Genomic DNA, 24,716 nt, shown 5'->3' on the forward strand with positions numbered 1-24,716 from the left:
CCACCGCCTCCGAGAGGACCCCGATGGCAACCAGCACCACCGCGCCGGACGCCGACCGGCGCGCACCCCGGGCCGGGTCGCCCGCCCGGGGGGCCGCCCGCCGGCCGCGCGGCCCCCGCCGATCCCCCCTGCCGTACCTGCTGCTCGCGCCGGCCATCGTGCTGGAACTCGCCATCCACGTGATCCCGATGATCGTCGGGGTCTGGATGAGCCTGCTGGAGCTGACCCAGTTCCACATCCGCGACTGGTCCACCGCGCCCTTCGTCGGTCTGGAGAACTACCGGGCCACCCTCGACTTCAACAGCGCCGCCGGCAAGGAACTGCTGCACTCGTTCTGGATCACGCTCGCCTACAGCGTGCTCTCGGTCGGGTTCGCCTGGCTGCTCGGCATCGCGGCGGCCGTCGTGTTGCAGAAGCCGTTCCGCGGACGGGCCATCCTGCGGGCGCTGTTCCTCACGCCGTACGCGCTGCCGGTCTACGCCGCCGTGATCACCTGGAGCTTCCTGCTCCAGCGCGACACCGGCCTGGTCAACCACGTGCTCGTCGACCAGCTCGGCCTGCTGAACGAGCGGCCGTTCTGGCTGATCGGCGACAACAGCTTCTGGTCGCTGCTCGTGGTGTCGGTCTGGCGCAACTGGCCGTTCGCGTTCCTCTGCCTGATGGCCGGCCTGCAGAACGTGCCCACCGAGCTGTACGAGGCCGCCGCGATCGACGGCGCCGGGTTCTGGCGTCGGCTGCGCTCGGTCACCCTGCCCATGCTGCGCCCGGTGAACCTGGTGCTGCTGCTGGTGCTGTTCCTCTGGACGTTCAACGACTTCAACACCCCGTTCGTGCTCTTCGGGGGCTCCGCGCCCGCGCAGGCGGACCTGATCTCCATCCACATCTACCGCAGCTCCTTCAAGACCTGGGACTTCGGGTCGGGCTCGGCGATGTCGGTGGCGCTGCTGCTGTTCCTGCTGGTCGTCTCGGCCGCGTACCTGCTGATCACCAACCGCCGGAGGGACGACCATGCGTGAGACCGCCGGTGAGCGCTGGGGCCGACGCATCGTGCTGACCCTGCTCACCCTCTTCGTCGTCATCCCGCTCTACGTGATGGTCACCTCCGCGGCGAAGCCGTTGCGGGACGTGCAGAACGGGTTCACCTGGTGGCCCAGCCGGCCCACCCTGCAACCGTTCGTCGACATGTGGAGCACCGTGCCGCTGGCGCGCTACCTGGTGAACAGCCTCGTGGTGTCGAGCGTCGCGGCGGTCTGCTCCGTCGCGATCGCCATCTTCGCCGCGTTCGCGGTCAGCCGGTACCGGTTCCGGGGCCGGGGCGTCTTCACGGTGACGGTGCTGTCCACGCAGATGTTCCCCGGCATCCTGTTCCTGCTGCCGCTGTTCCTCATCTACGTCAACCTGGGCAACGCCACCGGCATCGAGCTGTACGCCAGCCGGACCGGCCTGATCATCACGTACCTGACCTTCTCGCTGCCGTTCTCGATCTGGATGCTTGTCGGCTACTTCGACTCGATCCCCCGGGGGCTGGACGAGGCGGCGCAGGTCGACGGCGCGGGGCCGCTGCGCACCCTTTTCCAGGTCATCCTGCCGGCCGCCGTGCCCGGCGTCGTCGCGGTGACCGTGTACGCGTTCATGACCGCCTGGGGTGAGGTGCTGTTCGCCTCGGTGATGACCGACGAGGGCAGCCGCACCCTGGCCGTCGGCCTGCAGGGTTACTCGACCCAGTTCAACGTCTACTGGAACCAGATCATGGCCGCGTCGCTGGTGGTGAGCATCCCGGTCGTCGCCGGGTTCCTGGCCCTGCAGCGGTACTTCGTCGCCGGCCTCACCGCCGGCGCGGTCAAGTGAGTCACCCCAACCCAGAGGAGAGCCTTCCCGTGCCGGACCTGTCCAAGTTGCCACCCGACTTCCTCTGGGGCGTCGCCACGGCGGCGTACCAGATCGAGGGGGCCGTCGACGTCGACGGCCGGGCGCCGTCCATCTGGGACACCTTCTCGGCCGCTCCCGGCAACGTCGAGAACGGCGACACCGGGGCGGTGGCCTGCGACCACTACCACCGGTGGCCGGAGGACGTGGCGCTGCTGCGCCGCCTCGGCGTGGACGCGTACCGGTTCTCGGTGGCCTGGCCCCGGGTGATCCCCCAGGGCGTGGGCCGGGTCAACCCTGCCGGACTGGACTTCTACGACCGGCTCGTCGACACGCTGCTCGCCGACGGGGTCCGACCGTTCGTCACGCTCTACCACTGGGACCTGCCGCAGGCTCTACAGGACGCCGGCGGCTGGCCGGAGCGCGCCACCGCCGAGGCGTTCGCCGAGTACGCGGCGGTGGTCGCCGGCCGCCTCGGCGACCGGGTGGCCGACTGGTGCACGGTCAACGAGCCGCTCTGCGTGTGCTGGATCGGGCACCTGGACGGGAACATGGCCCCCGGCGAGCGGGACCTCACCCGCGCGGTGCGCGCGTCGCACCACGTGCTGCTCGGGCACGGCCTCGCCACCCAGGCGATCCGGGCGAACGCCGCCCGGCCCGCCTCGGTGGGCCTGGTCGTGAACCTCAGCCCGATCGAGCCGGCGACCGACCGGCCCGAGGACGTCGCGGCGGCGCGGCGGGCGGACGGTCACGTCAACCGCTGGTGGCTGGACCCGATCCACGGGCGCGGCTACCCCGCCGACATGGTCGAGACGTACGGCGTCGAGCCGCCGGTACGCGACGACGACCTCGCGGTGATCGCCACGCCCACCGACTTCCTCGGGGTGAACTACTACTTCCGCCAGTTGGTGGTCGACGACCCGACCGGTCCGGCGCCGTACGCGAAGCAGGTCCCGGTCCCCGGCTCGGTGGAGACGGCGATGGGCTGGGAGATGTACCCGGCGGGCCTGGAGCGCCTGCTCGTCGACGTGCACGAGCAGTACGGGCCGGCTCGGATCATCGTCACCGAGAGCGGCTCGGCGTGGCACGACGAGGTCACCGCCGAGGGCACGGTGGAGGACAAGGAGCGCACCGACCACCTGGAGCAGCACCTGGCGGCGTGCGCGTCGGCGGTGGCACGGGGTGTGCCGCTGGAGGGCTACTTCGTGTGGTCGCTGCTGGACAACTTCGAGTGGGCGTACGGCTACGACAAGCGCTTCGGGCTGGTGCACGTCGACTACGCCACCCAGCGGCGGACGGTGAAGGCCAGCGGTCTGCGTTACGCGGACCTGATCCGCACGCATCGGAACCTCGCCCGGGCCACCACCGACGTGGCCTGAGACGGGGGGCGGGGCGAACGGCCGTCCGGGTGGCGCTGCGGCGCGTACCCGGGCGGCCGTCGCCGTTCGCGGGGCGGACGCCCCGATGGCGAGGATCAACGAAGGGGTCTTCGCGTTATTCGCCCGGATTTGTCCCCCGCGCGGCTAACCTGGGGCGGTGTCCGCAGGAGCAGAAAGTCAGACGGTCGTCGACGCGCAGCACGCATCGCGGGTGGCGTTCGAGGTCAACGGCGTCCCACGCGAGGTGACGCTGGACAACCGCACCACGCTGCTCGACACCCTACGCGAGCATCTCGGCCTCACCGGCGCCAAGAAGGGCTGCGACCACGGCCAGTGCGGCTCCTGCACGGTGCTGCTCGACGGTCGCCGGGTGAAGAGCTGCCTGCTCCTCGCCGTCACCCTGGACGGCCACTCGGTGGTCACCGTGGAGGGGTTGGCCGACGGGGAGGACCTGTCGCCGTTGCAGGCCGCCTTCATCGCCAACGACGCCTTCCAGTGTGGCTACTGCACCCCCGGGCAGCTCTGCTCGGCGCGCGGAATGCTCGACGAGGTCCAGCGCGGCTGGCCCAGCGCGGTCACCCAGGACATCACCGCCGCGCCCGACCTCACCGACGCCGAGATCCGCGAGCGGATGGCCGGCAACCTGTGCCGCTGCGCCGCGTACCCACACATCGTGGCGGCCGTCCGCGAGACGGCGGCGGCGCGATGAGGCCGTTCCGCTACCACCGGCCGAGCGACGTGGCCGACGCCGTCGCCGTGCTGGCCGCCGAGCCGCACGCGGCGTACCTCGCCGGCGGGACGAACCTGGTGGACCTCATGAAGCTCGGCGTGCAGCTCCCCGACGTGCTGGTGGACGTCAACCGGCTGCCCCTGGACGCCGTCGAGGAGCTGCCCGACGGCGGCCTACGGATCGGCGCGACGGTACGCAACAGCGACCTGGCCGCGCACCCGACGGTCCGCCGCGACTACCCGGTGCTGACCCGCGCCCTGCTGGCCGCCGCCTCCGGGCAACTCCGCAACATGGCCACCACGGGCGGCAACCTGTTGCAGCGCACCCGTTGCCCGTACTTCCAGGACATCGGCAAGGCGTGCAACAAGCGCGACCCGGGCAGCGGGTGCGCCGCACTGCACGGCGAGAACCGCGACCTCGCGGTGCTGGACTGGTCCGAGCAGTGCGTGGCCACCCACCCGTCGGACCTGGCCGTCGCCCTCGCCGCGCTGGACGCCGTGGTGGAGGTGCACGACACCGAGGGCGTCCGCGACGTCCCCATGGTCGACCTGCACCGCTCGCCGGGCGCGCATCCGGAACGGGAGACCACTCTGGCCCGTGGCGCGCTGATCACGGCCGTACGGTTGCCGGCGCTGCCGGCCGCACGCCGCTCGACGTACCTCAAGGCGCGCGACCGCGCGTCGTTCGCCTTCGCGGTCGGCTCGGTCGCCGCGGTGCTGGACCTCGACGGCGACGTCGTCCGCGACGTGCGGCTGGCCTACGGGGCGGTGGCCCACCGACCGTGGCGCGCGTACCGGGCCGAACAGGAGCTGCGCGGTCAGACGTTCAGCCCCGAGCTGGCGGCGCGGGCCGCCGACGCGGAGCTGGCGGAGGCACGCCCGCTGAGCGACAACGGCTTCAAGCTGCCCCTGACGCGGTCCATCACGGTACGGGTGCTCAGCGAACTGGCGGCGTCGTGAGCGCCGGGGCGGTGGGGCAGGCGCACCCCCGGCTGGAGGGCCGCGAGAAGGTCACCGGCGCGGCACGGTACGCGGTGGAGTACCCGGTCGACGGCGTCACCTACGGCTGGGTGGTGCCCGCGGCCGTGGTGCGCGGTCGGATCACCCGGATCGACACGGCCGAGGCGCTGGCGTCGCCCGGCGTGCTGGCGGTCGTGCACCACGGCAACGCGCCCCGGCTGGCGAGCAGCGCGGAGGCGGACCTGTGGCTGCTTCAGGACCCGGCGGTGCACTACCGGGGGCAGTACGTCGCGGTGGTGGTGGCGACCAGCCTGGAGGCGGCCCGCGAGGGCGCCCGGCTGGTACGCGTGGACTACGACGCGGGCCCGCACAGCACGGTGCTCACCGACGACCACCCCGGCCTGTACAAGCCGGACCACGTCAATCCCCACTACCCGACCGACACGGCGGAGGGGGACTTCGACGCGGGGTACGCGGCCGCGCCGGTCCGGGTGGACGCCACCTACCGGACCCCGGCCTACCACAACAACCCCATGGAGCCGCACGCCACGACGGCGCAGTGGACCGACGGGCGGCTGCTCGTGCACGACTCCAACCAGGGCGCCACCTCGGTGCAGGCCACCCTCTGCGAGCTGTTCGACCTGCCCCGCGAGTCGGTCCGGGTGATCGCCGAGCACGTCGGTGGGGGCTTCGGTAGCAAGGGGTACGCCAAGGCCAGCGTCGTGTTGACGGTCCTGGCCGCCCGGCACGTGGACCGGCCGGTGAAACTGGCGCTGACCCGCCAGCAGATCTTCGGGCCGATCGGCTACCGCACGCCCACCATCCAGCGGGTCCGCCTCGCCGCTGACACCGATGGGCGACTCACCGCGATCAGCCACGACGCGATCAGCCAGAGCTCCACGATCCACGAGTTCACCGAGCAGACCGCCGTCTACACCCGCAGCATGTACGCCGCGCCGCACCGCCGTACGACGCACCGGGTGACCCGCCTCGACGTGCCCACTCCGTTCTGGATGCGGGCGCCGGGCGAGTGTCCCGGCGCGTACGCCCTGGAGTCGGCGATGGACGAGTTGGCCGTGGCCGTCGGCATCGACCCGGTGGAGCTGCGCATCCGCAACGACCCCGCGGTCGACCCCGATCAGGGAGCGCCGTTCACCAGCCGCAACCTGGTGGCCTGCCTGCGCGAGGGCGCGCGGCGGTTCGGCTGGGCCGACCGGAATCCGACGCCCCGGTCCCGGCGCGAGGGACGCTTCCTGGTCGGCTCCGGCGTGGCCGGATCGGCCTACCCGACCCGGGCCCGCCCGTCCTCGGCGCGGGCCACCGCCCGCCCGGACGGCGGTTTCCTGGTCGAGATCAACGCCACCGACATCGGCACCGGTTCGCGTACGGCGCTCTGGCTGGTCGCCGCCGACGCCCTGGGGGTGCCGCCGGAGCGCGTCGAGATCAGGATCGGTGACAGTGACCTGCCCACCGCGCCGGTGGCCGGTGGCTCGATGGGGACGTCGAGTTGGACCTGGGCGGTGATCCGGGCGTGTGCCGCGCTGCGCGGGAAGCTGCGCGACGGCACACCGCCGGCCGCCGAGGTGAGCGCCGAGGCGGACACCTCCGACGAGGTGAGCGCCCAGGCCGCGCTCCCCCGGTACGCGTACGGGGCGCAGTTCGTCGAGGTCCGGGTGGACACCACCACCGGGGAGATCCGGCTCAACCGGATGCTCGGGGTGTTCGCGGCCGGCCGGATCGTCAACCCGACGACGGCGCGCAGCCAGCTCATCGGCGGTATGACGATGGGCCTGTCGATGGCGCTGCACGAGGGGGGCCTGCTCGACGAGCGCTACGGCGACTGGGTCAACCACGACCTGGCCCAGTACCACATCACGGCCTGCCCGGACGTGGAGTCCATCGAGGCGTACTGGGTGGACGAGCGCGACGACGAACTGAACCTCGCCGGGGTGAAGGGCATCGGGGAGATCGGGATCGTGGGCGCGGCGGCGGCTGTCGCCAACGCGGTGTACCACGCCACCGGCGTCCGGATTCGTGACCTGCCGATCCAGCTCGACAAGCTCATCGGCGTATCAGATTTGGCTTAAATAAGCCATCAGTGATACAACTGTCGCCGTGCACGCCTTCGACGTGCTGGGCGATCCGGTCCGGCGCCGCATCCTGGAACTGCTCGCCGACGGCGAGCAGAGCGCCGGCGCGGTCAGCGCGGTCATCCGCGACGAGTTCGGCATCTCCCAACCCGCCGTGTCCCAGCACCTCAAGGTGTTGCGGGACAACGGCTTCGCCACCGTGCGCCCGGACGGCGCCCGGCGGCTCTACGCGGTCGACCCGCGCCCGTTACGGGAGGTGGACGGCTGGCTGGAGCACTTCCGCCGGTTCTGGGCGCCACCCCTGGCGGCGCTCGCCACCGAACTGGCCCGGGGCCGACGCGAACGTCGTCTGCGCGGGCCCGCCGACCCATCCGACGAGAGGAACACCTGATGTTCGACGCCACCGAGCAGATCAACGCCGTCCAGCGGCAGGTCGGCAGCCGCACCCTGGCCGCCGGCGAGGCCCGGGTGACCACGATCAGCCAGACCTACCAGGCAACGGCCGAGGACCTGTGGGACGCCTGCACCAACGCCGAGCGCATCCCCCGCTGGTTCCTGCCGATCAGCGGCGACCTGCGGCTGGGCGGCACGTACCAGCTCCAGGGCAACGCCGGCGGCACCGTCGAGACGTGCGAGCCCCCGCACCGCTTCACCGCCACCTGGGAGATGGGCGGCGAGGTGAGCTGGATCGAGGTGCGGGTCACGCCGGTGGGCGACGATCGGGCCCGCCTCGACCTGGACCACATCGCGCACGTCGACCAGGAGCGGTGGGCCCAGTTCGGACCGGGGGCCGTCGGTGTCGGCTGGGACCTGGGCCTGCTCGGCCTCGCCACGTACCTGTCCGGCGGCGTCGGCGTCCGACCGGAGGACAGCGCCGAGTGGGTCGCCTCGGCCGAGGGGCGACGGGCCATGGAGCTGAGCAGCCAGCTGTGGAGCGAGGCGAGCATCGCCGCCGGCACCGACCCCGACGAGGCCAAGGCCGCCGCCGAACGCACCACCGCCTTCTACACGGGCACGCCGGCCGCCTGAGCGCAGCCGGCGGGTAACGTGCTGCGGCATGACCGGTACGCCGTACTCGCACTGCTCCTACTGCGGCGCCGCCTACCCGGCGGCGGCCGGATGGCCGCGGGTGTGCGCGGTCTGCGGCGAGACCGTCTGGCGCAATCCACTGCCCGTCGCGGTGGCGGTGCTCCCGGTCCGCACGGCCGTGGGCCTGGGCGTGGTGGTCGTCCGCCGGGCCATCGAACCGGCCCGCGGGCTGCTCGCGCTGCCCGGCGGTTTCATCGAGTACGGCGAGGAGTGGTCCGACGCGCTGGTGCGTGAGCTGTGGGAGGAGACCGGGTTGGTCGCGGACGCCCGCGACGCCCGGCTCCTCGCCGTGCGGGGCGCACCGCAGGGCGGCACCATGATGATCTTCGGGGTGCTGCCGGAGCGTGCCGTCGAGGACCTGCCGCCGTCGCGGCCCACCGAGGAGGCGACCGAGTGGTTGGTCCTCACCGAGCCGGTCCAGTTGGCGTTCTCCACCCACACCCGCGTCCTGGCCGACGTCCTCGCCGCACCCCACCAACCCTGACCACGGCCCCCCGAGGCCCGGCCCCCGCCGCCTGATCGACTCCAGATCGCCGAGGTGGGGGTATCCCACCGCCGCGATGCCCCCGCATCGGCGACCTGAAGTGGATCACCGCACCCAGGCGCGATGATCCACTCGGGTTCGGTGATGTCGGGCCGTCCTCGGCGGCGAGACACCCCGGATTCCCTGAACCCGAGCGGCGATACAGGGCGCATCCCTAGCCAATTCGACAACCGAAAGTGCAAGATCGCGGGGGGCCGGGGCGGGGATCAGGGGCGGTGGGCTTCGCTGGTGTGGGCGCGGTAGCCGCTGGCCTGTAGCTCGAACAACTCGCGGTAGAGGCCGCCGGCCGCCATCAGTTCGTCGTGGTTGCCCTGCTGCACGAGGCGCCCCTCGTCCATGACGAAGATCCGGTCGGCGTGCCGGACGTTGGCCAGCCGGTGGGTGATCAGGACGACCGCACGGTCGGGCCGGCGCCGCAGGTGCTGGAACAGGGCGTGTTCGGCGCGGGCGTCCAGGGCCGCCGACGGCTCGTCGCAGATCAGCAGGGCGGCGTCGCGGTAGAGGCCGCGAGCGGCGACCAGCCGCTGCCACTGCCCGCCGGACAGCTCGTGGCCGTTCTTGAACTCCCGGTCGAGCAGGGTGTCGTAGCCGTGCGGCAGACCCACGATCATGTCGTGGGCGGCGGCCGCGTCGGCCGCCTCCTGCACGCTGGGGCCGGGCCGGTCGGGCGTACGGTCGTGCCGGCCCACGCGGATGTTCTGCCCCGCGGTGAACGGGAACTTCCAGTACTCCTGCGTCATCACCGCGACCTGCGCGCCGAGCGCACGCGGATCCAGTTCGGCGGCGTCGACGCCGTCCCAGCGGATCGTCCCACCGGTCGGCTGGTAGAGCCCGGCGATCAGCTTGGCGAGGGTGGTCTTTCCGGAGCCGTTCTCGCCGACCAGCGCGACCACCTCGCCGCGCCGGATCGTCAGGCTGACCCGGTCCACGGCGGGCGCGTCGGTGTCGGGGTAGCGCAGGCTCACCTCGTGCAGGTCGATCGCCTCGACACCGTCGGCGGTCCGGCTGCCGCCGACGGGCACCCGGCCCTGCGCCCGGGTGAGGAAGTCCCGGTAGTCCTGGTAGTAGAGGGCGTCCTCGTACAGCGAGTTGGTGGCGACGACCGCGACGCCCAGGCTGGTCCGTGCGGACTGGAGGGCGAGCAGGGCGGTGGCCGCGGCGGCGAGGGCGACCATGCCGGCGAGCAGCAGGCCGCCGAGCACCGCGTACACGCCGAAGGTGGCCAGGCCCGCCACGGTCGCGCCGGCCACGCGGGTGCCGGTCTGCGAGCGGACCAGCCGCAGTTGGGCGCGGGTCTCAACGGCCATCACACCCCGGTACTCGGCGAGCAGGAACTCGCGCATCTGGTACGCGCGCACCTCGGCGGCGGTGTGCCGGTTGGCCATCAGGTGGGCGAGCATCCACATGCGCCGCCGACGGGTGATCCGGGCCAGCATCGCCAGGTACTCCCGGCGGGCCATCCGCACGGCCGTGACCGCCTGGGGCACCGCCGCGAGCAGCAGGCACGGCAGCAGCAGCGGCTGGATGACGGTCACCGCGACGGCCGTGGCGAGCATCCCGACCACTCCGGTGACCAGGTTGACGGTGTGGTCGACGATCCAGGCCGCCTCGCCCATCCCCCGGTCGCGGACGCGGTCCATCTCCTCGGCGAACCCGGCGTCGTCGAACGCGGCGAGGTCCACCGCCGTGGTGGCCTCGAACAGCCGCAGCTCCACCTGGTAGTTGATCTGTGGGGTGAGCCGGGCCTGGGCCCATCCTGCGGCGATCGTCAGGCCGCCGCGCGCCGAGACCGCCGTCGCCGCCACGATCAGCGCCGGCAGGGCGGAGCGCACCCGGTCCGGGGTGGGGCCGGCGGCGAAGAGTTCCCGCAGGACGCCGGTCGTGGCGAGCAGGCCGAAGGTGGTCATCACTCCGGCGGCGACGTTCAGGCCGATGGAGGCGACCGTGTCCGTACGGTTGGTGGCCCAGGCCAGGGCCACCGCCTCACGGACCAGTCTCGGCAGCCGGCGGGCCACCGACCAGAAGCTGGTGTGCGCGAACGTGTGGGCGTGGTGCATCCAGGCGGCGTCCTCCAGCTCCGGCAGTACCGAGCTGTCATCGGGATCGATCGGCTGGTCATCGTGGGTCGCGGTACGCGGGCGGGCCATCGAGTCCACGGAGGCTCCTCGGGGGGCGGGAAGCACGGACGCCGCCCGACACTACTGCCCGCAACCGCCTGATGTCTCTAGGTAGTGGGCGTGTCAGGGCAACGCGGCCGCTTCCTCCGTGATCGGCAGCAGGACCCGGAAGGTGGTGTGCCCGGGCTCCGTCTCCACCCGGATGTCGCCGTGGTGCTTGTTGACCACGATCCGGTACGAGATGTCCAGCCCCAGCCCGGTGCCCGCCCCGACCGGCTTGGTCGTGAAGAACGGCTCGAAGATGCGCGGGCGCACCTCCGGCGGGATACCGGGACCGGTGTCGGTGATCTCCACGGCCAGCAGGTCGCCGGCGCGTCCGGTGCGGACGGTCAGCACCCCCTTCTCCCCCATCGCGCCCAGGGCGTTGTCGACGAGGTTGGTCCACACCTGGTTCAGCTCCGCCGCGTACGCCGGGATCGGCGGCAGGCTCCGGTCGTACTCGCGGACGAGCTTGACCTCGGCGGGGATCTTGCCCTTGAACATGACGAGCGTCGCGTCGAGCAGGTCGTGCACGTCCACCACCCGGTGCGGCGCGCGGTCGAGCTGGGAGTACTGCTTGGCCGCGCCCACCAGGCCCGAGATCCGGGTCACCGCGTCGCCGATCTCGCGCATCAACAGTTCGGTGTCGACCGTGTACGACAGCCACCGCACCGCGGCCTCCAGGTCCGCCGGCCCGACGGCGGCCTTCACCTGACCGAGCCACGCCGCGTCCAGACCCCCGGCGACCAGGATGGGTGCCAGGTCCCACGCGCCGCCCACGCCGTGGTCCTCCAGCCAGTCGGTGAGGGTGTCCTCGGCGTCGGCGGTGGCGACCGGCGTCAGCTTCGGCGCGGTCGCCACCCGGGCGACCGCCTCCTCCTGGAGAGCGACCAGCCCGTGCAGCGCCCGGCCGTCGAGCCGCCCGTCGGCGATCATCGCGAGCTTGTGCCGCATCCCCGCGACCCGGTCACGTAGCACCGACGTGGCCCGCACCGCCGCGGCCGCCGGGTTGTTCAGCTCGTGGGTCAGCCCCGCCGAAAGCGAGCCGAGCGCCAGCAGCCGCTCCCGCTCGCCCACGATGGTCTGGCTGTCGCGCATGCCGAAGAACAGCCCCTCCAACAGGTGCATCGGCATGGGGAACCAGGACCGCAGGGCGTGCGCGAAGTCCTCCGCCGGCAGCACGAAGAACTCGGCGTCGACGAGCGCGCGCAGGCTGTTGCGGTACGTCTGCTCGACCTGATCGCCCAGGTACGCCTGGGTGGCCCCGCCGTACACGCCGCGCTGGTCGGTGCGGCTGACCTCGACGTCGTCGCCCCGGACCTGACGGCTCAGCGCCACCGCGCCGCGCAGCAGCACGAAGAAGCAGGTGGCGGCCTCCCCCTCGCCGTACACGAGGGTGCCGCCGGCGCGCTGCTCCACGCGGCCGTGCTCGCTCAGCCAGTCGAGCTGCGCGTCGTCGAGCGCCTCGAAGAGGAACAGGTCACGAAGCTCTGCCGGGGTCAGCCGATCGGACGGGGTCGTCACAGATCCTCCTTTGTTCGCGACTGTGGGGCTCGCAAAACCGGCTCACTCCTCGCGCTCACTGTGCCTCCAGGTAACGGTGCACGAGCGACACGGCCATCGCGCCCTCGCCGACGGCCGAGGCGACCCGCTTGACCGACTCGGCGCGGACGTCACCGGCGGCGAACACCCCCGGCAGGCTGGTCTCCAGGTGGTACGGGTCGCGGGACAACGACCAGCCGGCCGGGCGTCGTCCACCGGCCAGCAGGTCCGGGCCGGTGACGATGAAGCCGCGCCGGTCCCGGACGAGCACCCCGTCCAGCCAGTCGGTGCGGGGTTCGGCGCCGATGAAGATGAACAGCCACGACGTGTCGACCGTGCGGCTCTCCCCGGTGCGGGTGTCGCAGAGGGTCAGCCGTTCCAGGTGGTCGTCGCCGGTCGCGCCGACCACGGCGGTGTGCGGGTGCACGGTGATCTGGTCGATGCGCTCCAGCTGGTCGATGAGGTACCGGGACATCGACGCCGTCAGGTCCGCGCCGCGGATCAGCAGATGGACGCGGGCGGCGTACCGGGAGAAGTGCACGGCCGCCTGGCCGGCCGAGTTGGCCCCGCCCACGATGTAGACGTCCTGGTCGACGCAGCTCGGCGCCTCGGTGGCGGCCGCGCCGTAGAACACCCCCCGACCGGTGAAGTCGGCCAGCCCGGGGGCGTCGAGCACCCGGTACGACACGCCCGTCGCCAGCACCACCGTGTGCGCGGCGATCTCGCTGCCGTCACCGAAGCGCAGCAGCCGTGCGCCGCCGGCCTCGCTCAGGCCGACCACCTCGCGGGCGCTGAGCAGCTCCGCGCCGAACTTCACCGCCTGCCGGCGGGCCCGGTCGGTCAACTGGGCGCCGGAGACGCCGTCCGGGAAGCCCAGGTAGTTCTCGATCCGGCTGCTCTGCCCGGCCTGCCCGCCGGTCGCCCGCCGCTCGACGAGCACGGTCCGCAGCCCCTCGGACGCGCCGTAGACCGCCGAGCCCAGGCCCGCCGGACCGCCACCGATCACCACGAGGTCGTAGAAGTCGGACGCCGGCACCACGGTCAACCCGGCCAGCGCGGCCAACTCGGCCTCGCTGGGGGCCACCAGCGCCTTGCCCTCGGCGGTCACCACCAGGGGTACGTCCGCCTCGGTGGCCCCGGCCGCGTCGAGCAGCCGGGCACCCTCCGGGTCGTCGGAGAGCAACCAGCGGTACGGCACGAGGTTGCGGGCCAGGAAGTCGCGGACCTTGAACGACGGCGCCGACCAGCGGTGCCCGACCACCCGGATCTCGGTGCTCGTGGCGTCCGGGGTGACCGACCAGGCCTCCAGCAGCCCGTCGACGACCGGGTACAGCTTCTCCTCCGGCGGGTGCCACGGCTTGAGCAGGTAGTGGTCCAGGTCCACCACGTTGATCGCCTCGATGGCCGCGTCGGTGTCCGCGTACGCGGTGAGCAGCACCCGACGGGCCGCCGGGAAGATGTCCATGGCGGCCTCGAGGAACTCGACGCCGGTCATCTCCGGCATCCGGTGGTCGGCCAGCAGCAGCGCCACCTGCTCGCCGCGCAGCTTGACCTCCCGCAGCGCGTCCAGCGCCTCCGGCCCGGAGGCGGCGCGCAGCACCCGGTAGCGGTCGCCGTAGCGGCGCCGGATGTCCCGGGCGACCGCCCGGGACACCGCGGGATCGTCGTCGACGGTCAGGATCACCGGATTTGCCATGGCGCCAATAGAACCACCTCGCGGGGCCGGATCGCACCACCGGTGGGCAGCGACGCGAGGCGTGACACGGTGCGGGACGGGTAAGCGGCACCGCCGTCGGCGGCCGGCGCCGGCGACCGCCCGCTGTCGCACACCCCGCGGAGGGCCCATGGCGCACGCGTCGCCGACCGAACCGACGACGGGTCGGGTCGTCGAGCTGCGGGTGCACGGCGTCTCGGGCGCGGGCGCCGACCGGGTGCTCAACCGGCCGTTCGTGCACCAGGTGGCCGGCGACCGCAGCGGCGGGTTCTACCGGCCCCGCCCGGGCTACCCGGACTCGACGGGCACGGACGGGGTGACGCTGGAGGCGTACCGCTGGAACGACCTGCCGTCCGGGACGGCCGTACGGACGCTGTCGCTGGTGTTCCTGCTGCCGTTCATGCTCTGCAACGTGGCGCTCTGGATGCGCCCGGCGAACGAGTCGGCCAAGCACGCCGTCGTCGCGTTGGGCCGGGTGCTCGCGCTCAGCCTCACGATGCTCTACGTGCTCTCCATCGTCGGAACGGCGGTGGACCTCATCGCCTGGCGGTGCATGGGCTCCCCCAACTGCGTGGCCGGACGCAACTGGCTGTCCTGGCTCGGCGAGCGTCCGCCCGGCGTACGCCTGGGCATCTCGGCCCTCGTGCCGGTCGCCGCCATCGGGATCGTGTGGTGGCTGTCCGCTCGACCGAGCCACTCGTTCGACGCCTTCCGCACCGGCGCGGTCCAGGAGACGTCCGTGTCGCAGTTGAGCGCGGTCGGCCAGTGGGACGGCACCCCGGTGGTGGGACGGCTGCGCTCGGTGCACGTCGCGGCCGCGTTCGCCACGCTGGACGGCAGCCTGCTGGCCGCCTGGGACAGCGACAACTCCTCGTGGGTGCGGCTGGCCCTCGTGGTGGCGACGGGCGTCGTGCTGCTCGCCTGCCTGATCCTGCTGACCCAGGTGAGCGGCATGGACCGGACCAGCACCGTGCCCGGGCTGGAGGGCGTCACCCGCGGGCTCCGCACGATCGCCTGCGGCCTGACGATCCTGGTGATCGCGTACACCCTGACCAGTGGTGAGCCGTGGCCGCAGAGCAGGATGCTGCCCGGCTACAGCGCCACCGTGGCCTGGTTGTTCGTCAGCCAGACCGTGCTGCTGGTGATGCTCGCGGCGGTGGTGCTCTGGGCGCGCGGCGGCCGGCGGCGTGCGGACGGCGAGCGGCTCCCCCGTCTGCGTGCGCTGGGCGCGCCGGTCTTCGTCACGGTCGCCGCCGGGCTCGCGGTCGCGTTCTCCGCCGAGCTGGTCTACCGGGTGGCGGACGTGTTGGACCGCGACGGTGGGCACACGGATCGGTTCGCGTTCGGCCCGCCGCTGGCGTACAAATGGGCGATCTTGGGGTTTTTCCTGGCGGTGCTGACGGCGGTGCTGGTGGGCGTGCTCGTCACGGTCGCGACCCGTCCCGGCCGGTGGCGGGCCGCTCGGGCGATCGTCGCCGCCGACTTCCCGGACGCGCCGCCCGACGCCCGGGCGCGGCTGCGCCGGGTCGAGCAGGCCGTGGCGCGGGCCCGCTTCACCGAACGCCTGGAGCCCCTCGCCGTGGTCTACGCCGGACTCGCCGCTCTCGGGCTGGCCACCAGCCTGCTCGGCCTGCTGCAGCTCTACCCCGGTGACCTGTTCCAGGAGTACCTCGGCGTGCCCGACAGCTTCGTCAACTTCTTCATCGGGGCGGGCAACTACGCGATCGCCGCGATCCTGGTCGGGCTCGTGATCGGCGGCATCTTCGCCTACCGGACCGCCGGGTTCCGTCGCTACGTGGGCGTCCTGTGGGACCTGGGCACCTTCTGGCCCCGGGGGGCGCACCCGTTCGCGCCGCCCTGCTACGCCGAGCGGGCGGTGCCGGAGCTGGCCAAGCGGATCACCTACCTCGTGGACCAGGGCGAGGGGGTGCTGCTGGCCGGGCACAGCCACGGTTCGGTGCTGCTCGCGGCCACGCTGCTGCAACTGCCGAAGCGGGTGACCGACCGGGTCGCCCTGCTCACGTACGGGTCGCCGTTGAGCCGGCTGTACTCGCGGCTGTTCCCCGCCTACGTCGACAGGTCGACGCTGCGCAACATCGGCGGGCGCGTCGGTTGGCGCTGGGTGAACCTGTGGCGCGACACCGACCCGATCGGTGGGTGGATCTTCGCACCGCACCGAGCCGGCGACACCGCGACGACGGCCGGGCCGGAGGCGGCGGTGGACCGCCGCCTGACCGACCCGCAGGGGGTGGTGCCTCCACCGAGCGACAGCGTGCCCCCGCCCATCCTCGGCCACTGGCCGTGCGAGTCGCAGGAGGAGTTCGGGCAGGCGGTACGGGACCTGGCCGCCCGGCTGCGCGCGGAGCGCCGGACGACCGACTGAGGCGGCGGCCGGCTATCGTCGCCGGGTGAGCCCGTCCCGACAGCCCGAACGCCGACTGATCGCGTCGAACAAGAAGGCGCGGCACGAGTACACCGTGCTGCGCACGTACGAGGCGGGCATCGTGCTGATGGGCACCGAGGTGAAGTCGCTGCGCGAGGGGCGGGCGTCGCTGGTGGACGCGTTCGCGCACGAGCGTGACGGCGAGATCATGCTGTACGGGCTGCACATCGCCGAGTACAGCTACGGCACGTGGACCAACCACGCGCCCCGCCGCAACCGCAAGCTGCTGCTGCACCGCTCCGAGATCGGCAAGATCCTCCAGGAGGTCCGCGAGGGCGGGGTGACACTGGTGCCGCTGTCGATGTACTTCGACAACGGGTGGGCCAAGGTCGAGCTGGCCCTGGCCAAGGGCAAGCGCACGTACGACAAGCGGCAGACCCTCGCCGAACGCGACGCCAACCGCGAGATCGCCCGCGAGCTGGGCCGACACCTCAAGGGCCACCCCCGCCGCCCCTGACCGGCTTTCTGGGCCGCCCTGCTCGACGCCGGGTCAGCGTCCGATCGTGTCCAGCTCGACGAGGTCGTCGTCGGAGAGATCGAGTGCCGCGCCGGCGATGTTCTCGCGCAGGTGCGCCACGGACGACGTGCCGGGGATCAGCAGAATGTTCGGCGACCGCTGTAGCAGCCAGGCGAGGGCGACGGACATCGGTGTCGACCCCAGCCGCGCGGCGACGGCCGAGAGGACCGAGGACTGCAACGGGCTGAAGCCGCCCAACGGAAAGAACGGCACGTAGGCGACGCCCTGGTCGGCGAGCGCGTCGATCATCTTGTCGTCCTGGCGGTGCGCGAGGTTGTACATGTTCTGCACGCACACGATCGGCGCGATCGACTGCGCCTCGGCGACCTGCTCCGGCGTCGCGTTACTCACCCCGAGGTGCCGGATCAGGCCCTGCCGCTGGAGGTCGACGAGCGCCTCGAGCGCCTCCGCCACGGACCCGGGTTCGGGCCCCTCGGCATTGCCGAGCCGCAGGTTGACCACGTCGAGCGCATCGAGGCGGAGCGTCTGAAGGTTCTCGTGGACGGCCCGGCGCAGGCTCTGCGGGTCGCGGGCCGTGGGCCACCCGCCCTGCTGGTCGCGGATCGCGCCGACCTTGGTCACGAGGTGCAGTGACTCGGGGTACGGATGCAGCGCCTCGCGGATCAGCTCGTTGGTGACGTGCGGCCCGTACGCCTCGGCGGTGTCGATGTGGGTGACACCGAGTTCGACGGCCTCGCGCAGGACGGCGAGTGCGCCGTCCCGGTCGGCCGGCGGCCCCATGACCCAGGGGCCGGCGAGCTGCATGGCGCCGTAGCCGAACCGGGTGACGTTCAGGTCTCCCAGCGTCCAGGTGCCGCCGGGAAGGGAGTGGGAAGCCATGGTCGTACCTCTGACTTTCGTATCGCACCGCGTGGTCCCGGTGCGTGCATCGCTGTTACCGGGACCCACTATCAGCGTGTAGCTTCCTTTCGGGAAGTAGGCACCTGGAAGTGCGTAACTCACCCCCGTGCAGAAGGAGAGCGATGGCGACGACGACGGCGGCCCAGAAGAGGGCGCAGGCCAAGTCGGAATACGACACGTTCCTGGCGCAGTGTCCGAGCCGCAAGCTGCTCGACCGGATCGCGGACAAGTGGGTGACACTGGTGCTGGCAGCGCTGCGCGGTGGAGGCTCGCCGCAAGCCGGTGCCGACTGCTCCGGGGAGCCCCGGCCGATGCGCTACTCGGAGCTGTCGCGCCTGCTCGCCGGCGTCAGCCAGAAGATGCTCACGCAGACGCTGCGCGCGCTGGAGCGGGACGGCTTGATCACGCGGACCGTGGAGCCGACCGTGCCCGTCACGGTCACCTACGCGCTCACCGACCTGGGCCTCTCCCTCCACGAGGTGGTGCGGAGCCTGAAGAGCTGGGCCGAGACGCACATGGACGACGTGTTCACCAACCGCGCGGCGTACGACAGTCGGGCCTGACAGCGCCTCGCAACCGCGACCGATATCGTCTCCCCAACACGCAGATCCCACCCCGATCCGCTCTTTCCCCTCGCAGATGCGGAGGTTAGTCTGATGCGGTGACGACCTTCCGGATCGGCGCGGCGGCCGACCTGCTCGGCGTCAGCGCCGACACGATCCGCCGCTGGGTGGACGCCGGGCGGCTGGCCGCCGGGCGCGACGAGCACGGCCACCGGATCATCGAGGGCGTCGACCTCGCGGCGTTCGCCCGGGCGCAGGCCGCCGACCCCGACGCGGGCGCCGAGTTCTCCTCGGCGCGCAACCGGCTGCGCGGCATCGTCGTCGACGTCCGCAAGGACACGGTGATGGCTCAGGTCGACATCCAGGCCGGCCCGTTCCGGGTGGTGTCGCTGATGAGCCGGGAGGCGGTCGACGACCTCGACCTGCGCGTCGGCTCGGTCGCCGTGGCCGTGATCAAGTCGACCACGGTGGTGGTGGAACGGGCCGCGCCCAGCGCCCCGGCCGGAGCGAGGGGGACCGGATGAGGCGTCCGGGCCGATCCGTCGCGGTGGCACTGGCGGTTGCCGTGCTGGCGACGGCCGGCTGCGACCGCACCGGCGACCCGACGGCGGGGGGTGGCACCCGGGACGGTCGGGTCAGCGGCACGGTGACCGTGTTCGCCGCCGCCTCGCTGACCGAGTCGTTCACCCGCATCGCCAGGGACTTCGAGGCCGCCAACCCGGGCGTCACCGTCACCCTCAACCTGGCCGGCAGTTCGGCCCTGGCCAACCAGATCACCCAGGGCGCTCCGGCGGACGTCTTCGCCTCGGCCGCGCCGAGGAACATGGCGACCGTGACGGAGGCCGGCGACGCCGACGGCACCCCGTTCATCTTCGCCCGCAACCAGCTGGTGATCGCGGTGCCCAGCGGCAACCCGAAGGGCGTGTCCGGTCTGGCCGACCTGGCCCGTCCGGGGGTGAAGGTGGCGCTCTGCGCCGACCAGGTGCCCTGCGGCGCGGCGGCGCGTACCACTGTGGCCGCGGCCGGCGTCACGCTGACGCCCGTCACCCTCGAACAGGACGTCAAGGGCGCGCTGGCCAAGGTGAAGCTCGGCGAGGTCGACGCGGCCCTGGTCTACCGCACCGACGCCCGCGCCGCGAGCGCCGACGTGTCAGGTGTCGAGTTCCCCGAGTCGGCGCGGGCGATCAACGACTATCCGATCGTCGCGTTGCGGGACGCGCCGAACCCGTCCGGTGCGCGGGCCTTCGTCGCGTACGTCCGCTCGACGCCGGCACAGGCCGTCCTCGCCGAGGCGGGGTTCCAGGCGGCTCCGTGAACCTGGTCCGCGAGCACGCCACTTCCCGACGTCGTCCACGGGTGCCGGCGGCACTGCTGATCCCCGCCGGGCTGGGCCTGCTGTTCCTGGTCCTGCCGCTGGCCGGGCTGGTGGTCCGGGCACCCTGGACGACGCTGCCGCAGCGGCTCACCGCGCCGGGCGCGCTGACGGCGCTGCGCCTGTCGGTACAGACCGCGACCCTGGCCACGCTGCTCTGCCTGCTGCTCGGGGTACCCCTGGCGTGGGTGCTGGCCCGGGTCGAGTTCCCCGGTCGCCGACTGGTCCGCGCCCTGGTCACCGTGCCGCTGGTGCTGCCGCCGGTGGTCGGCGGCGTGGCGCTGCTGCTGGTCTTCGGCCGACGCGGGCTACTCGGCGGTTGGCTCGACGCCACGTTCGGCGTCACCCTGCCGTTCACGACCGGGGGTGTGGTCCTGGCCGAAGCGTTCGTCGCCATGCCGTTCCTCGTCATCGCCGTCGAGGGTGCGCTCCGCGCCGCCGACCACCGCTTCGAGGAGGCCGCCGCGACACTGGGCGCCAGCCGGTGGACCACCTTCACCCATGTCACGTTGCCGCTCGCGGCACCCGGGCTCGCCGCCGGCGCGGTGCTGTGCTGGGCGCGAGCGCTCGGCGAGTTCGGTGCCACCATCACCTTCGCCGGCAACTATCCCGGGCGTACGCAGACGATGCCGCTGGCCGTCTACCTGGCGTTGGAGACGGATCTGGAATCCGCGATCGTGCTCAGCCTGGTGCTGCTGATCGTCTCGGTGGGCATCCTGGCCGCGCTGCGCGACCGCTGGATGGCGACCCCGTGACCGGGCCGCCGCCCGACGACCGGCCCGGGAGCGCGCCGCCGCCCGACGACAGGGCCGCGAGCGCGCCGCTGTTGGACGCCCGGCTGGTCGTCGACCGGGGCGCCTTCCGGTTGGACGTGCCGCTGCGGGTCGCGGCGGGAGAGGTCGTCGCGCTGCTCGGGCCGAACGGGGCCGGCAAGACCACCGCGCTGCGCGCCCTGGCCGGGCTGCACCCGCTCACCGCCGGGCACGTCACCCTCGACGGTGTCGACCTGGATCGGCCGGCGACCCGGGGCTGGGTGCCCACCGAGCGCCGGTCGATCGGCGTGGTCTTCCAGGACTATCTGCTGTTCCCGCACCTCGACGCGTTGGACAACGTGGCGTTCGGGCCGCGCCGGCACGGCGCCGACCGGCGGACCGCACGGGCCACCGCGCGGAGCTGGCTCGACCGGGTGGGCCTCGCCGGCCAGGCGCACCGCAAGCCCCGCCAACTCTCCGGCGGGCAGGCGCAGCGCGTGGCGCTGGCCCGCGCGCTGGCGGTCGGTCCGTCGCTGCTGCTGCTCGACGAGCCGCTGGCCGCCCTGGACGCCCGTACCCGCCTGGAGACCCGCGCGCAGCTGCACCGCCACCTGGCCGCGCATCCGGGCGCCACGGTGCTGGTCACCCACGATCCGCTGGACGCGTTGGCGCTGGCCGACCGCCTGGTCATCGTCGAGGGCGGGCACGTCGTCCAGGAGGGCGACGGCCCGAGCGTGACGGCACGCCCGCGCACCGACTACGTGGCGCGTCTGGTCGGGCTGAACCTCTACCGGGGTCGGGCCGAGGGCCAGGGCGTACGCGTCGCGCCGGAGTTGACCCTGAGCGTGGCCGACCGGCTCGACGGCGACGCGTTCGTGGCGTTCCGTCCGGCGGCGGTGGCCCTGCACCCCTCGCGGCCCGACGGCAGTCCCCGCAACACGTGGGCGGGCACGGTGACCGGCGTCCAGCGCCACGGCGACAACGTGCGGGTGCAGGTGGACGGGCCGATTGGCGTGGCCGCCGACGTCACGCCGGCCGCGGCGGCCCAGCTCCGGCTGATCCCGGGCCAACGGATCTGGGTGGCGGTGAAGGCGACCGAGACCCACGCCTACCCGGCCACGACCTGACGCGGGCCGTCGCGGAACGAGCGGGCCGCATCCGTCGCTGTCGGCCTCGGTACACCAGGCCGACGCCGGACGGCGTGCGGCCACCGCTACCCGGCGCGTAGGCCGGGGCGTGCGCGAGCAGCCGCCGGCCCGGTGTGCGGTGGTCAGTCAGCGAGCAGGTCGGCGTGCGCGGCACGCAGCCGGGCCAGGGTCGGGGCGCTGCCCGGGACGACGCGGCGGTCCAGCTCGGCCCAGACCTCGGCCAGCGCGGCGCGGACCGCGCCCAGCTCGGCGGCGTGCCGCTGGCTGCTGCGGCGGTGCTGCTCGTCGAGGCGGCGGGCCCACCCGGCGGTGACCGCGGCGAGTCGGTCGGCGTCGGCGCGGGCCTGGGCGGCGCTGCGAGCCGCGGCGGCGGGGACGATCGCGGCGACCGGACGGGGGTCGCCGTCGCGGGTGACGACGGTGACCGCGTCGGTCAGCTCGGCCAACGCGACGAGCTGGCTGAACCGGGTGCGCGCCTCACGCAGCGGCACGGAACGCGGCGGGTCGGGGCGGGGGGTGAGCGCGGGGACGGCCATGGATGCATGCTGCCGCCGGGGTACGACAGAAATCCGCCGTCGTCAGTGGACCGTGGGTGGCGGCGGCGCGGACGCGGGCCGCCACTCGTCGGCCAGCACCGACCAGATCTCCAGGTCGATGCGACCGTGTGGGCCCGGGTAGACCTGGCGCAGGGTGCCGTCGTGGCGCAGGCCGAGTCGCCGGGCCAGGGCGATGCTGCGGACGTTGGCGGCGTTCGTCCGCCACTCGACGCGCTGGATGCCGCGCTCCCGCACCGCCCAGTCGACGATCCGGCGGATCGCGGGGGCGACGACGCCCCGGCCCTGCGCGGACGGCTCCAGCCAGCAGCCGACCTCGCACAGGCCCAGCGTGACGTCGAACGACACGAACATCACGCCGCCGACCAGCGTGCCGCGCCACCACAGGCCCCAGATGCCACCGGCGTCGGCCGCCCAGCGGTCGGCGTAGCGCTGCAACACGGCGCGGGCCGCCGGCAGGTCGGTGGCGACGAAGGTCGGCGACACCCAGGGGCGGATGTGCTCGCGGGCCCGGTCCAGGTGGGCGAGGAACTCCTCGGCCTGCCAGGGGTTCAACGCGCGCAGCTCAACGTCCTCGCTCAGCGGCAGGGCGAACACCGGGCCTCCATTCGGGGGGGTACGACGGGTGGCGGGCGCGCCGGGTCTCAGGCTGGCAGATGCGTCCGCAGGGCGGCGAACTGGGCCACCGTCAGGTACGAGGGGTTGGCCGCCTGCGGCTGACGGAACACCTCCAACGCGGCGAGGCGGTCGTCGGCGCGCAGCGCTCCTCGGGGCACCCGGTCCCGCTCGGGCAGGATGGGCAGGTCCACGGGCACCGACCAGGGCGCACCCGGTGGCCCCGGCTCGGCCGGCCCGGTGACCCGCCCGACGCCCCACACGCCGTAGGGCAGGCGGGCGCGGCTGCCGCTGGCCCAGAAGACGACCGGCCGGCCCGCATCAGGCGGGTCCGGTAGCCGGGGCGTACGCACCAGCTCGTCACCAGCGGTTCGTGGGCGAAGCGGGCGGCGAGGTCGACGGTGTCCGCGTTGCCCTTGATCAGCCAGGCGCCCAGGTCGTCGAGGCGTACCCGTGGCTCGGTCATCGCCTCTTCCTGCCCTGACCGACGTCCGGCCAATCAGATGATCATGTGGGTCCAGTAGGTGAGCCAGAGCACGAACAGCGCGCCCTGCACGAGGGCGAGCGCCGCCGTCAGCCACACGTCGACGCTCGCCCGCCGCGCCCAGCGGGCCAGCACCAGGGCCACCGGGAACGCGGCCAGCAGGTAGCGCAGCAGGCTCTTGTAGACGGCGGGGCCCAGCGACAGGGGCACCAGCACCATGAGGACGCCGTACACCAGGTAGGGCAGCTCCCGTCGGCGGAACCCGGCGGCCAGGACGGCCAGCACCACCAGGGCGAACAGGACCCGGACGGCGTCGCGCGGCTCGCTGGTGAGCCCGCCCAGCACCACCGGAACCGGGTTCTGCGCCTCGATCCCCCAGCCGGCCTTCTGGGCGTGCTGGTAGGCGAACCAGTCCCCGCCCCGCCACCGGCAGAACACCATGAAGGTGAACCATCCGGCGGGCAGCAGCAGCAACGGCCAGCCGGTGCGCAGGTATCCGAGCAGGGCACGCGGACCGAGCCGCCAGTCGTGCTGGCGCAGCAGCACCAGCGCCAACGGCAGGGCGACGAGCAGTCCGAGAGACCGGCTCATCGCCAGGAAGTAGCCGAGCACGCCGACCAGCAGCCACCGGCGGCGCTCGGCGTAGGAGAAGGCGGCCAGCGCGAGGCAGATGAACAGCGACTCGGTCAGCGCGGCCTGGAACAGGAAGGCCGTCGGCAGGAGCACCAGGTAACGGGTGAAGCGACGGGCCGCGTCGGCGCCACCGAGCAGCAGCTCGGCCAGCCGGTAGCCGTACACGAGGGCGCCCAGGAACGCGACGTTGCTGATCACCAGCAGGGCCAGCGCGTTGTCGCCGCCCAGCAGTGCGCCGACCGGCCGGGCGAGGAAGGGGTAGAGCAGCGGAAAGCCGAAGTCCCCCCACGGTCGCCCGGTCAGCGGCAGCTCGCTCAGCCGCAGGTAGAGCAGCGCGTCCCAGGCGAACCAGAAGGAGATCCACCGGTGCCCGGAGATCTCGCGCTGCTGCGCCCACATCAGCGTCTCGTCCGGCGGCGGCGCGCCGGGGATGCCGTCCCAGGCGTGCAGGACCACCAGGCCGAGCAGCGTGAGCAGCAGCTTCGCGCCGAGGAAGAGCCCGATCAGGTACGGCCAGGGCGGCGGCACCCGGTGGACCAGTCGCGCGCCCGCCGCGGCCAGCGCCGCCGCGCGCCGCCGGCCGCCTCGCCACCGGTGCATCCGCCCCGCTCCCCCGGTCCGCCGAACCGCCCGCCGCCCTCCCCGTTGTACGCCCCGACCGGCCCCGCCGGAGGAGAAACCCGCCAGGACCCGAAGGTGACATCC

24 protein-coding genes are annotated in these 24,716 nt (G+C 73.0%); 16 read left to right on the forward strand and 8 right to left on the reverse strand.

Annotated elements, in window-relative coordinates; translation table 11 throughout:
• The first annotated feature begins 23 nt into the window (after positions 1-23).
• The 9 genes from ACTFTM_RS17675 to ACTFTM_RS17715 all read left to right on the forward strand — a co-directional run bounded on the left by ACTFTM_RS17675 (position 24) and on the right by ACTFTM_RS17715 (position 8,597).
• A complete protein-coding gene (locus ACTFTM_RS17675; RefSeq protein ID WP_449561570.1) occupies positions 24-1,016 on the forward strand; it encodes a carbohydrate ABC transporter permease in 993 nt (330 codons plus the stop codon).
• Positions 1,009-1,848, forward strand: a complete 840-nt coding sequence (locus ACTFTM_RS17680) for a carbohydrate ABC transporter permease (protein WP_449561571.1) — start codon at positions 1,009-1,011, stop codon at positions 1,846-1,848. The genes ACTFTM_RS17675 and ACTFTM_RS17680 overlap by 8 nt, the downstream gene beginning before the upstream one ends.
• A gap of 29 nt (positions 1,849-1,877) precedes the next feature.
• Entirely contained in the window at positions 1,878-3,245 is a 1,368-nt protein-coding gene (locus tag ACTFTM_RS17685; protein WP_449561572.1) for a GH1 family beta-glucosidase, read from the forward strand.
• Between the two features lie 211 nt (positions 3,246-3,456).
• Entirely contained in the window at positions 3,457-3,954 is a 498-nt protein-coding gene (locus ACTFTM_RS17690) for a 2Fe-2S iron-sulfur cluster-binding protein (RefSeq protein WP_449566662.1), read from the forward strand.
• Positions 3,951-4,934, forward strand: a complete 984-nt coding sequence (locus tag ACTFTM_RS17695; RefSeq protein WP_449561573.1) for an FAD binding domain-containing protein — start codon at positions 3,951-3,953, stop codon at positions 4,932-4,934. The genes ACTFTM_RS17690 and ACTFTM_RS17695 overlap by 4 nt, the downstream gene beginning before the upstream one ends.
• A complete protein-coding gene (locus tag ACTFTM_RS17700; protein WP_449561574.1) occupies positions 4,931-7,021 on the forward strand; it encodes a xanthine dehydrogenase family protein molybdopterin-binding subunit in 2,091 nt (696 codons plus the stop codon). The genes ACTFTM_RS17695 and ACTFTM_RS17700 overlap by 4 nt, the downstream gene beginning before the upstream one ends.
• A 28-nt stretch (positions 7,022-7,049) precedes the next feature.
• The gene (locus ACTFTM_RS17705) at positions 7,050-7,415 is read left to right on the forward strand and encodes an ArsR/SmtB family transcription factor (RefSeq protein WP_449561575.1); all 366 of its coding nucleotides are present in this window, start codon (positions 7,050-7,052) and stop codon (positions 7,413-7,415) included.
• Positions 7,415-8,053 (forward strand): SRPBCC family protein, encoded by a 639-nt coding sequence (locus ACTFTM_RS17710; RefSeq protein ID WP_449561576.1) that lies wholly within the window; start codon positions 7,415-7,417, stop codon positions 8,051-8,053. Before ACTFTM_RS17705 ends, ACTFTM_RS17710 begins: the two co-directional genes overlap by 1 nt.
• A 28-nt stretch (positions 8,054-8,081) precedes the next feature.
• Complete coding sequence (locus ACTFTM_RS17715) at positions 8,082-8,597, forward strand: NUDIX domain-containing protein (protein WP_449561577.1); 516 nt, start codon at positions 8,082-8,084, stop codon at positions 8,595-8,597.
• A gap of 266 nt (positions 8,598-8,863) precedes the next feature.
• Here the strand turns inward: ACTFTM_RS17715 and ACTFTM_RS17720 are convergent, their stop codons facing one another.
• The 3 genes from ACTFTM_RS17720 to ACTFTM_RS17730 form a co-directional block, all read right to left on the reverse strand.
• A complete protein-coding gene (locus ACTFTM_RS17720; protein ID WP_449566663.1) occupies positions 8,864-10,804 on the reverse strand; it encodes an ABC transporter ATP-binding protein in 1,941 nt (646 codons plus the stop codon).
• A gap of 93 nt (positions 10,805-10,897) precedes the next feature.
• Positions 10,898-12,337 carry an ATP-binding protein gene (locus ACTFTM_RS17725; protein ID WP_449561578.1) on the reverse strand — a complete coding sequence of 480 codons (1,440 nt, stop codon included), beginning with the start codon at positions 12,335-12,337 and terminating at the stop codon, positions 10,898-10,900.
• Between the two features lie 55 nt (positions 12,338-12,392).
• A complete protein-coding gene (locus ACTFTM_RS17730; protein ID WP_449561579.1) occupies positions 12,393-14,051 on the reverse strand; it encodes an FAD-dependent oxidoreductase in 1,659 nt (552 codons plus the stop codon).
• A gap of 148 nt (positions 14,052-14,199) precedes the next feature.
• On the opposite strand from ACTFTM_RS17730, the gene ACTFTM_RS17735 reads away from it, so the two are divergent.
• On the forward strand, positions 14,200-16,452 hold the full coding sequence (locus ACTFTM_RS17735; RefSeq protein ID WP_449561580.1) for a hypothetical protein: 2,253 nt from the start codon (positions 14,200-14,202) through the stop codon (positions 16,450-16,452).
• A 25-nt stretch (positions 16,453-16,477) separates the two neighbouring features.
• Positions 16,478-16,969 carry an SsrA-binding protein SmpB gene (smpB, locus tag ACTFTM_RS17740; RefSeq protein ID WP_449561581.1) on the forward strand — a complete coding sequence of 164 codons (492 nt, stop codon included), beginning with the start codon at positions 16,478-16,480 and terminating at the stop codon, positions 16,967-16,969.
• Between the two features lie 33 nt (positions 16,970-17,002).
• Here smpB and ACTFTM_RS17745 read toward each other — a convergent pair whose 3' ends face one another.
• Positions 17,003-17,869 carry an aldo/keto reductase family oxidoreductase gene (locus ACTFTM_RS17745; RefSeq protein ID WP_449561582.1) on the reverse strand — a complete coding sequence of 289 codons (867 nt, stop codon included), beginning with the start codon at positions 17,867-17,869 and terminating at the stop codon, positions 17,003-17,005.
• Positions 17,870-18,012: 143 nt separating this feature from the next.
• Between ACTFTM_RS17745 and ACTFTM_RS17750 the strand changes: the two genes are divergently transcribed.
• The 5 genes from ACTFTM_RS17750 to ACTFTM_RS17770 all read left to right on the forward strand — a co-directional run bounded on the left by ACTFTM_RS17750 (position 18,013) and on the right by ACTFTM_RS17770 (position 21,704).
• A complete protein-coding gene (locus ACTFTM_RS17750) occupies positions 18,013-18,453 on the forward strand; it encodes a winged helix-turn-helix transcriptional regulator (RefSeq protein ID WP_449561583.1) in 441 nt (146 codons plus the stop codon).
• Between the two features lie 98 nt (positions 18,454-18,551).
• Positions 18,552-18,977 (forward strand): TOBE domain-containing protein, encoded by a 426-nt coding sequence (locus ACTFTM_RS17755; RefSeq protein WP_449561584.1) that lies wholly within the window; start codon positions 18,552-18,554, stop codon positions 18,975-18,977.
• Complete coding sequence (gene modA, locus ACTFTM_RS17760; protein WP_449561585.1) at positions 18,974-19,768, forward strand: molybdate ABC transporter substrate-binding protein; 795 nt, start codon at positions 18,974-18,976, stop codon at positions 19,766-19,768. The genes ACTFTM_RS17755 and modA overlap by 4 nt, the downstream gene beginning before the upstream one ends.
• Positions 19,765-20,580, forward strand: a complete 816-nt coding sequence (gene modB, locus ACTFTM_RS17765) for a molybdate ABC transporter permease subunit (protein ID WP_449561586.1) — start codon at positions 19,765-19,767, stop codon at positions 20,578-20,580. Before modA ends, modB begins: the two co-directional genes overlap by 4 nt.
• Before the next feature lie 68 nt (positions 20,581-20,648).
• Positions 20,649-21,704, forward strand: coding sequence for an ABC transporter ATP-binding protein (locus tag ACTFTM_RS17770; RefSeq protein ID WP_449566664.1), 1,056 nt, complete (start codon positions 20,649-20,651; stop codon positions 21,702-21,704).
• 143 nt (positions 21,705-21,847) lie between these two features.
• On the opposite strand, the gene ACTFTM_RS17775 is transcribed toward ACTFTM_RS17770, so the two are convergent.
• The 4 genes from ACTFTM_RS17775 to ACTFTM_RS17790 form a co-directional block, all read right to left on the reverse strand.
• Complete coding sequence (locus ACTFTM_RS17775) at positions 21,848-22,261, reverse strand: type II toxin-antitoxin system prevent-host-death family antitoxin (protein ID WP_449561587.1); 414 nt, start codon at positions 22,259-22,261, stop codon at positions 21,848-21,850.
• A gap of 42 nt (positions 22,262-22,303) precedes the next feature.
• The gene (locus ACTFTM_RS17780; protein ID WP_449561588.1) at positions 22,304-22,876 is read right to left on the reverse strand and encodes a GNAT family N-acetyltransferase; all 573 of its coding nucleotides are present in this window, start codon (positions 22,874-22,876) and stop codon (positions 22,304-22,306) included.
• A 47-nt stretch (positions 22,877-22,923) separates the two neighbouring features.
• The gene (locus ACTFTM_RS17785; protein ID WP_449561589.1) at positions 22,924-23,247 is read right to left on the reverse strand and encodes a hypothetical protein; all 324 of its coding nucleotides are present in this window, start codon (positions 23,245-23,247) and stop codon (positions 22,924-22,926) included.
• Between the two features lie 146 nt (positions 23,248-23,393).
• Positions 23,394-24,611, reverse strand: a complete 1,218-nt coding sequence (locus ACTFTM_RS17790) for a hypothetical protein (protein WP_449561590.1) — start codon at positions 24,609-24,611, stop codon at positions 23,394-23,396.
• Positions 24,612-24,716 lie beyond the last annotated feature (105 nt).

Source organism: Micromonospora sp. RB23, from assembly GCF_053585025.1.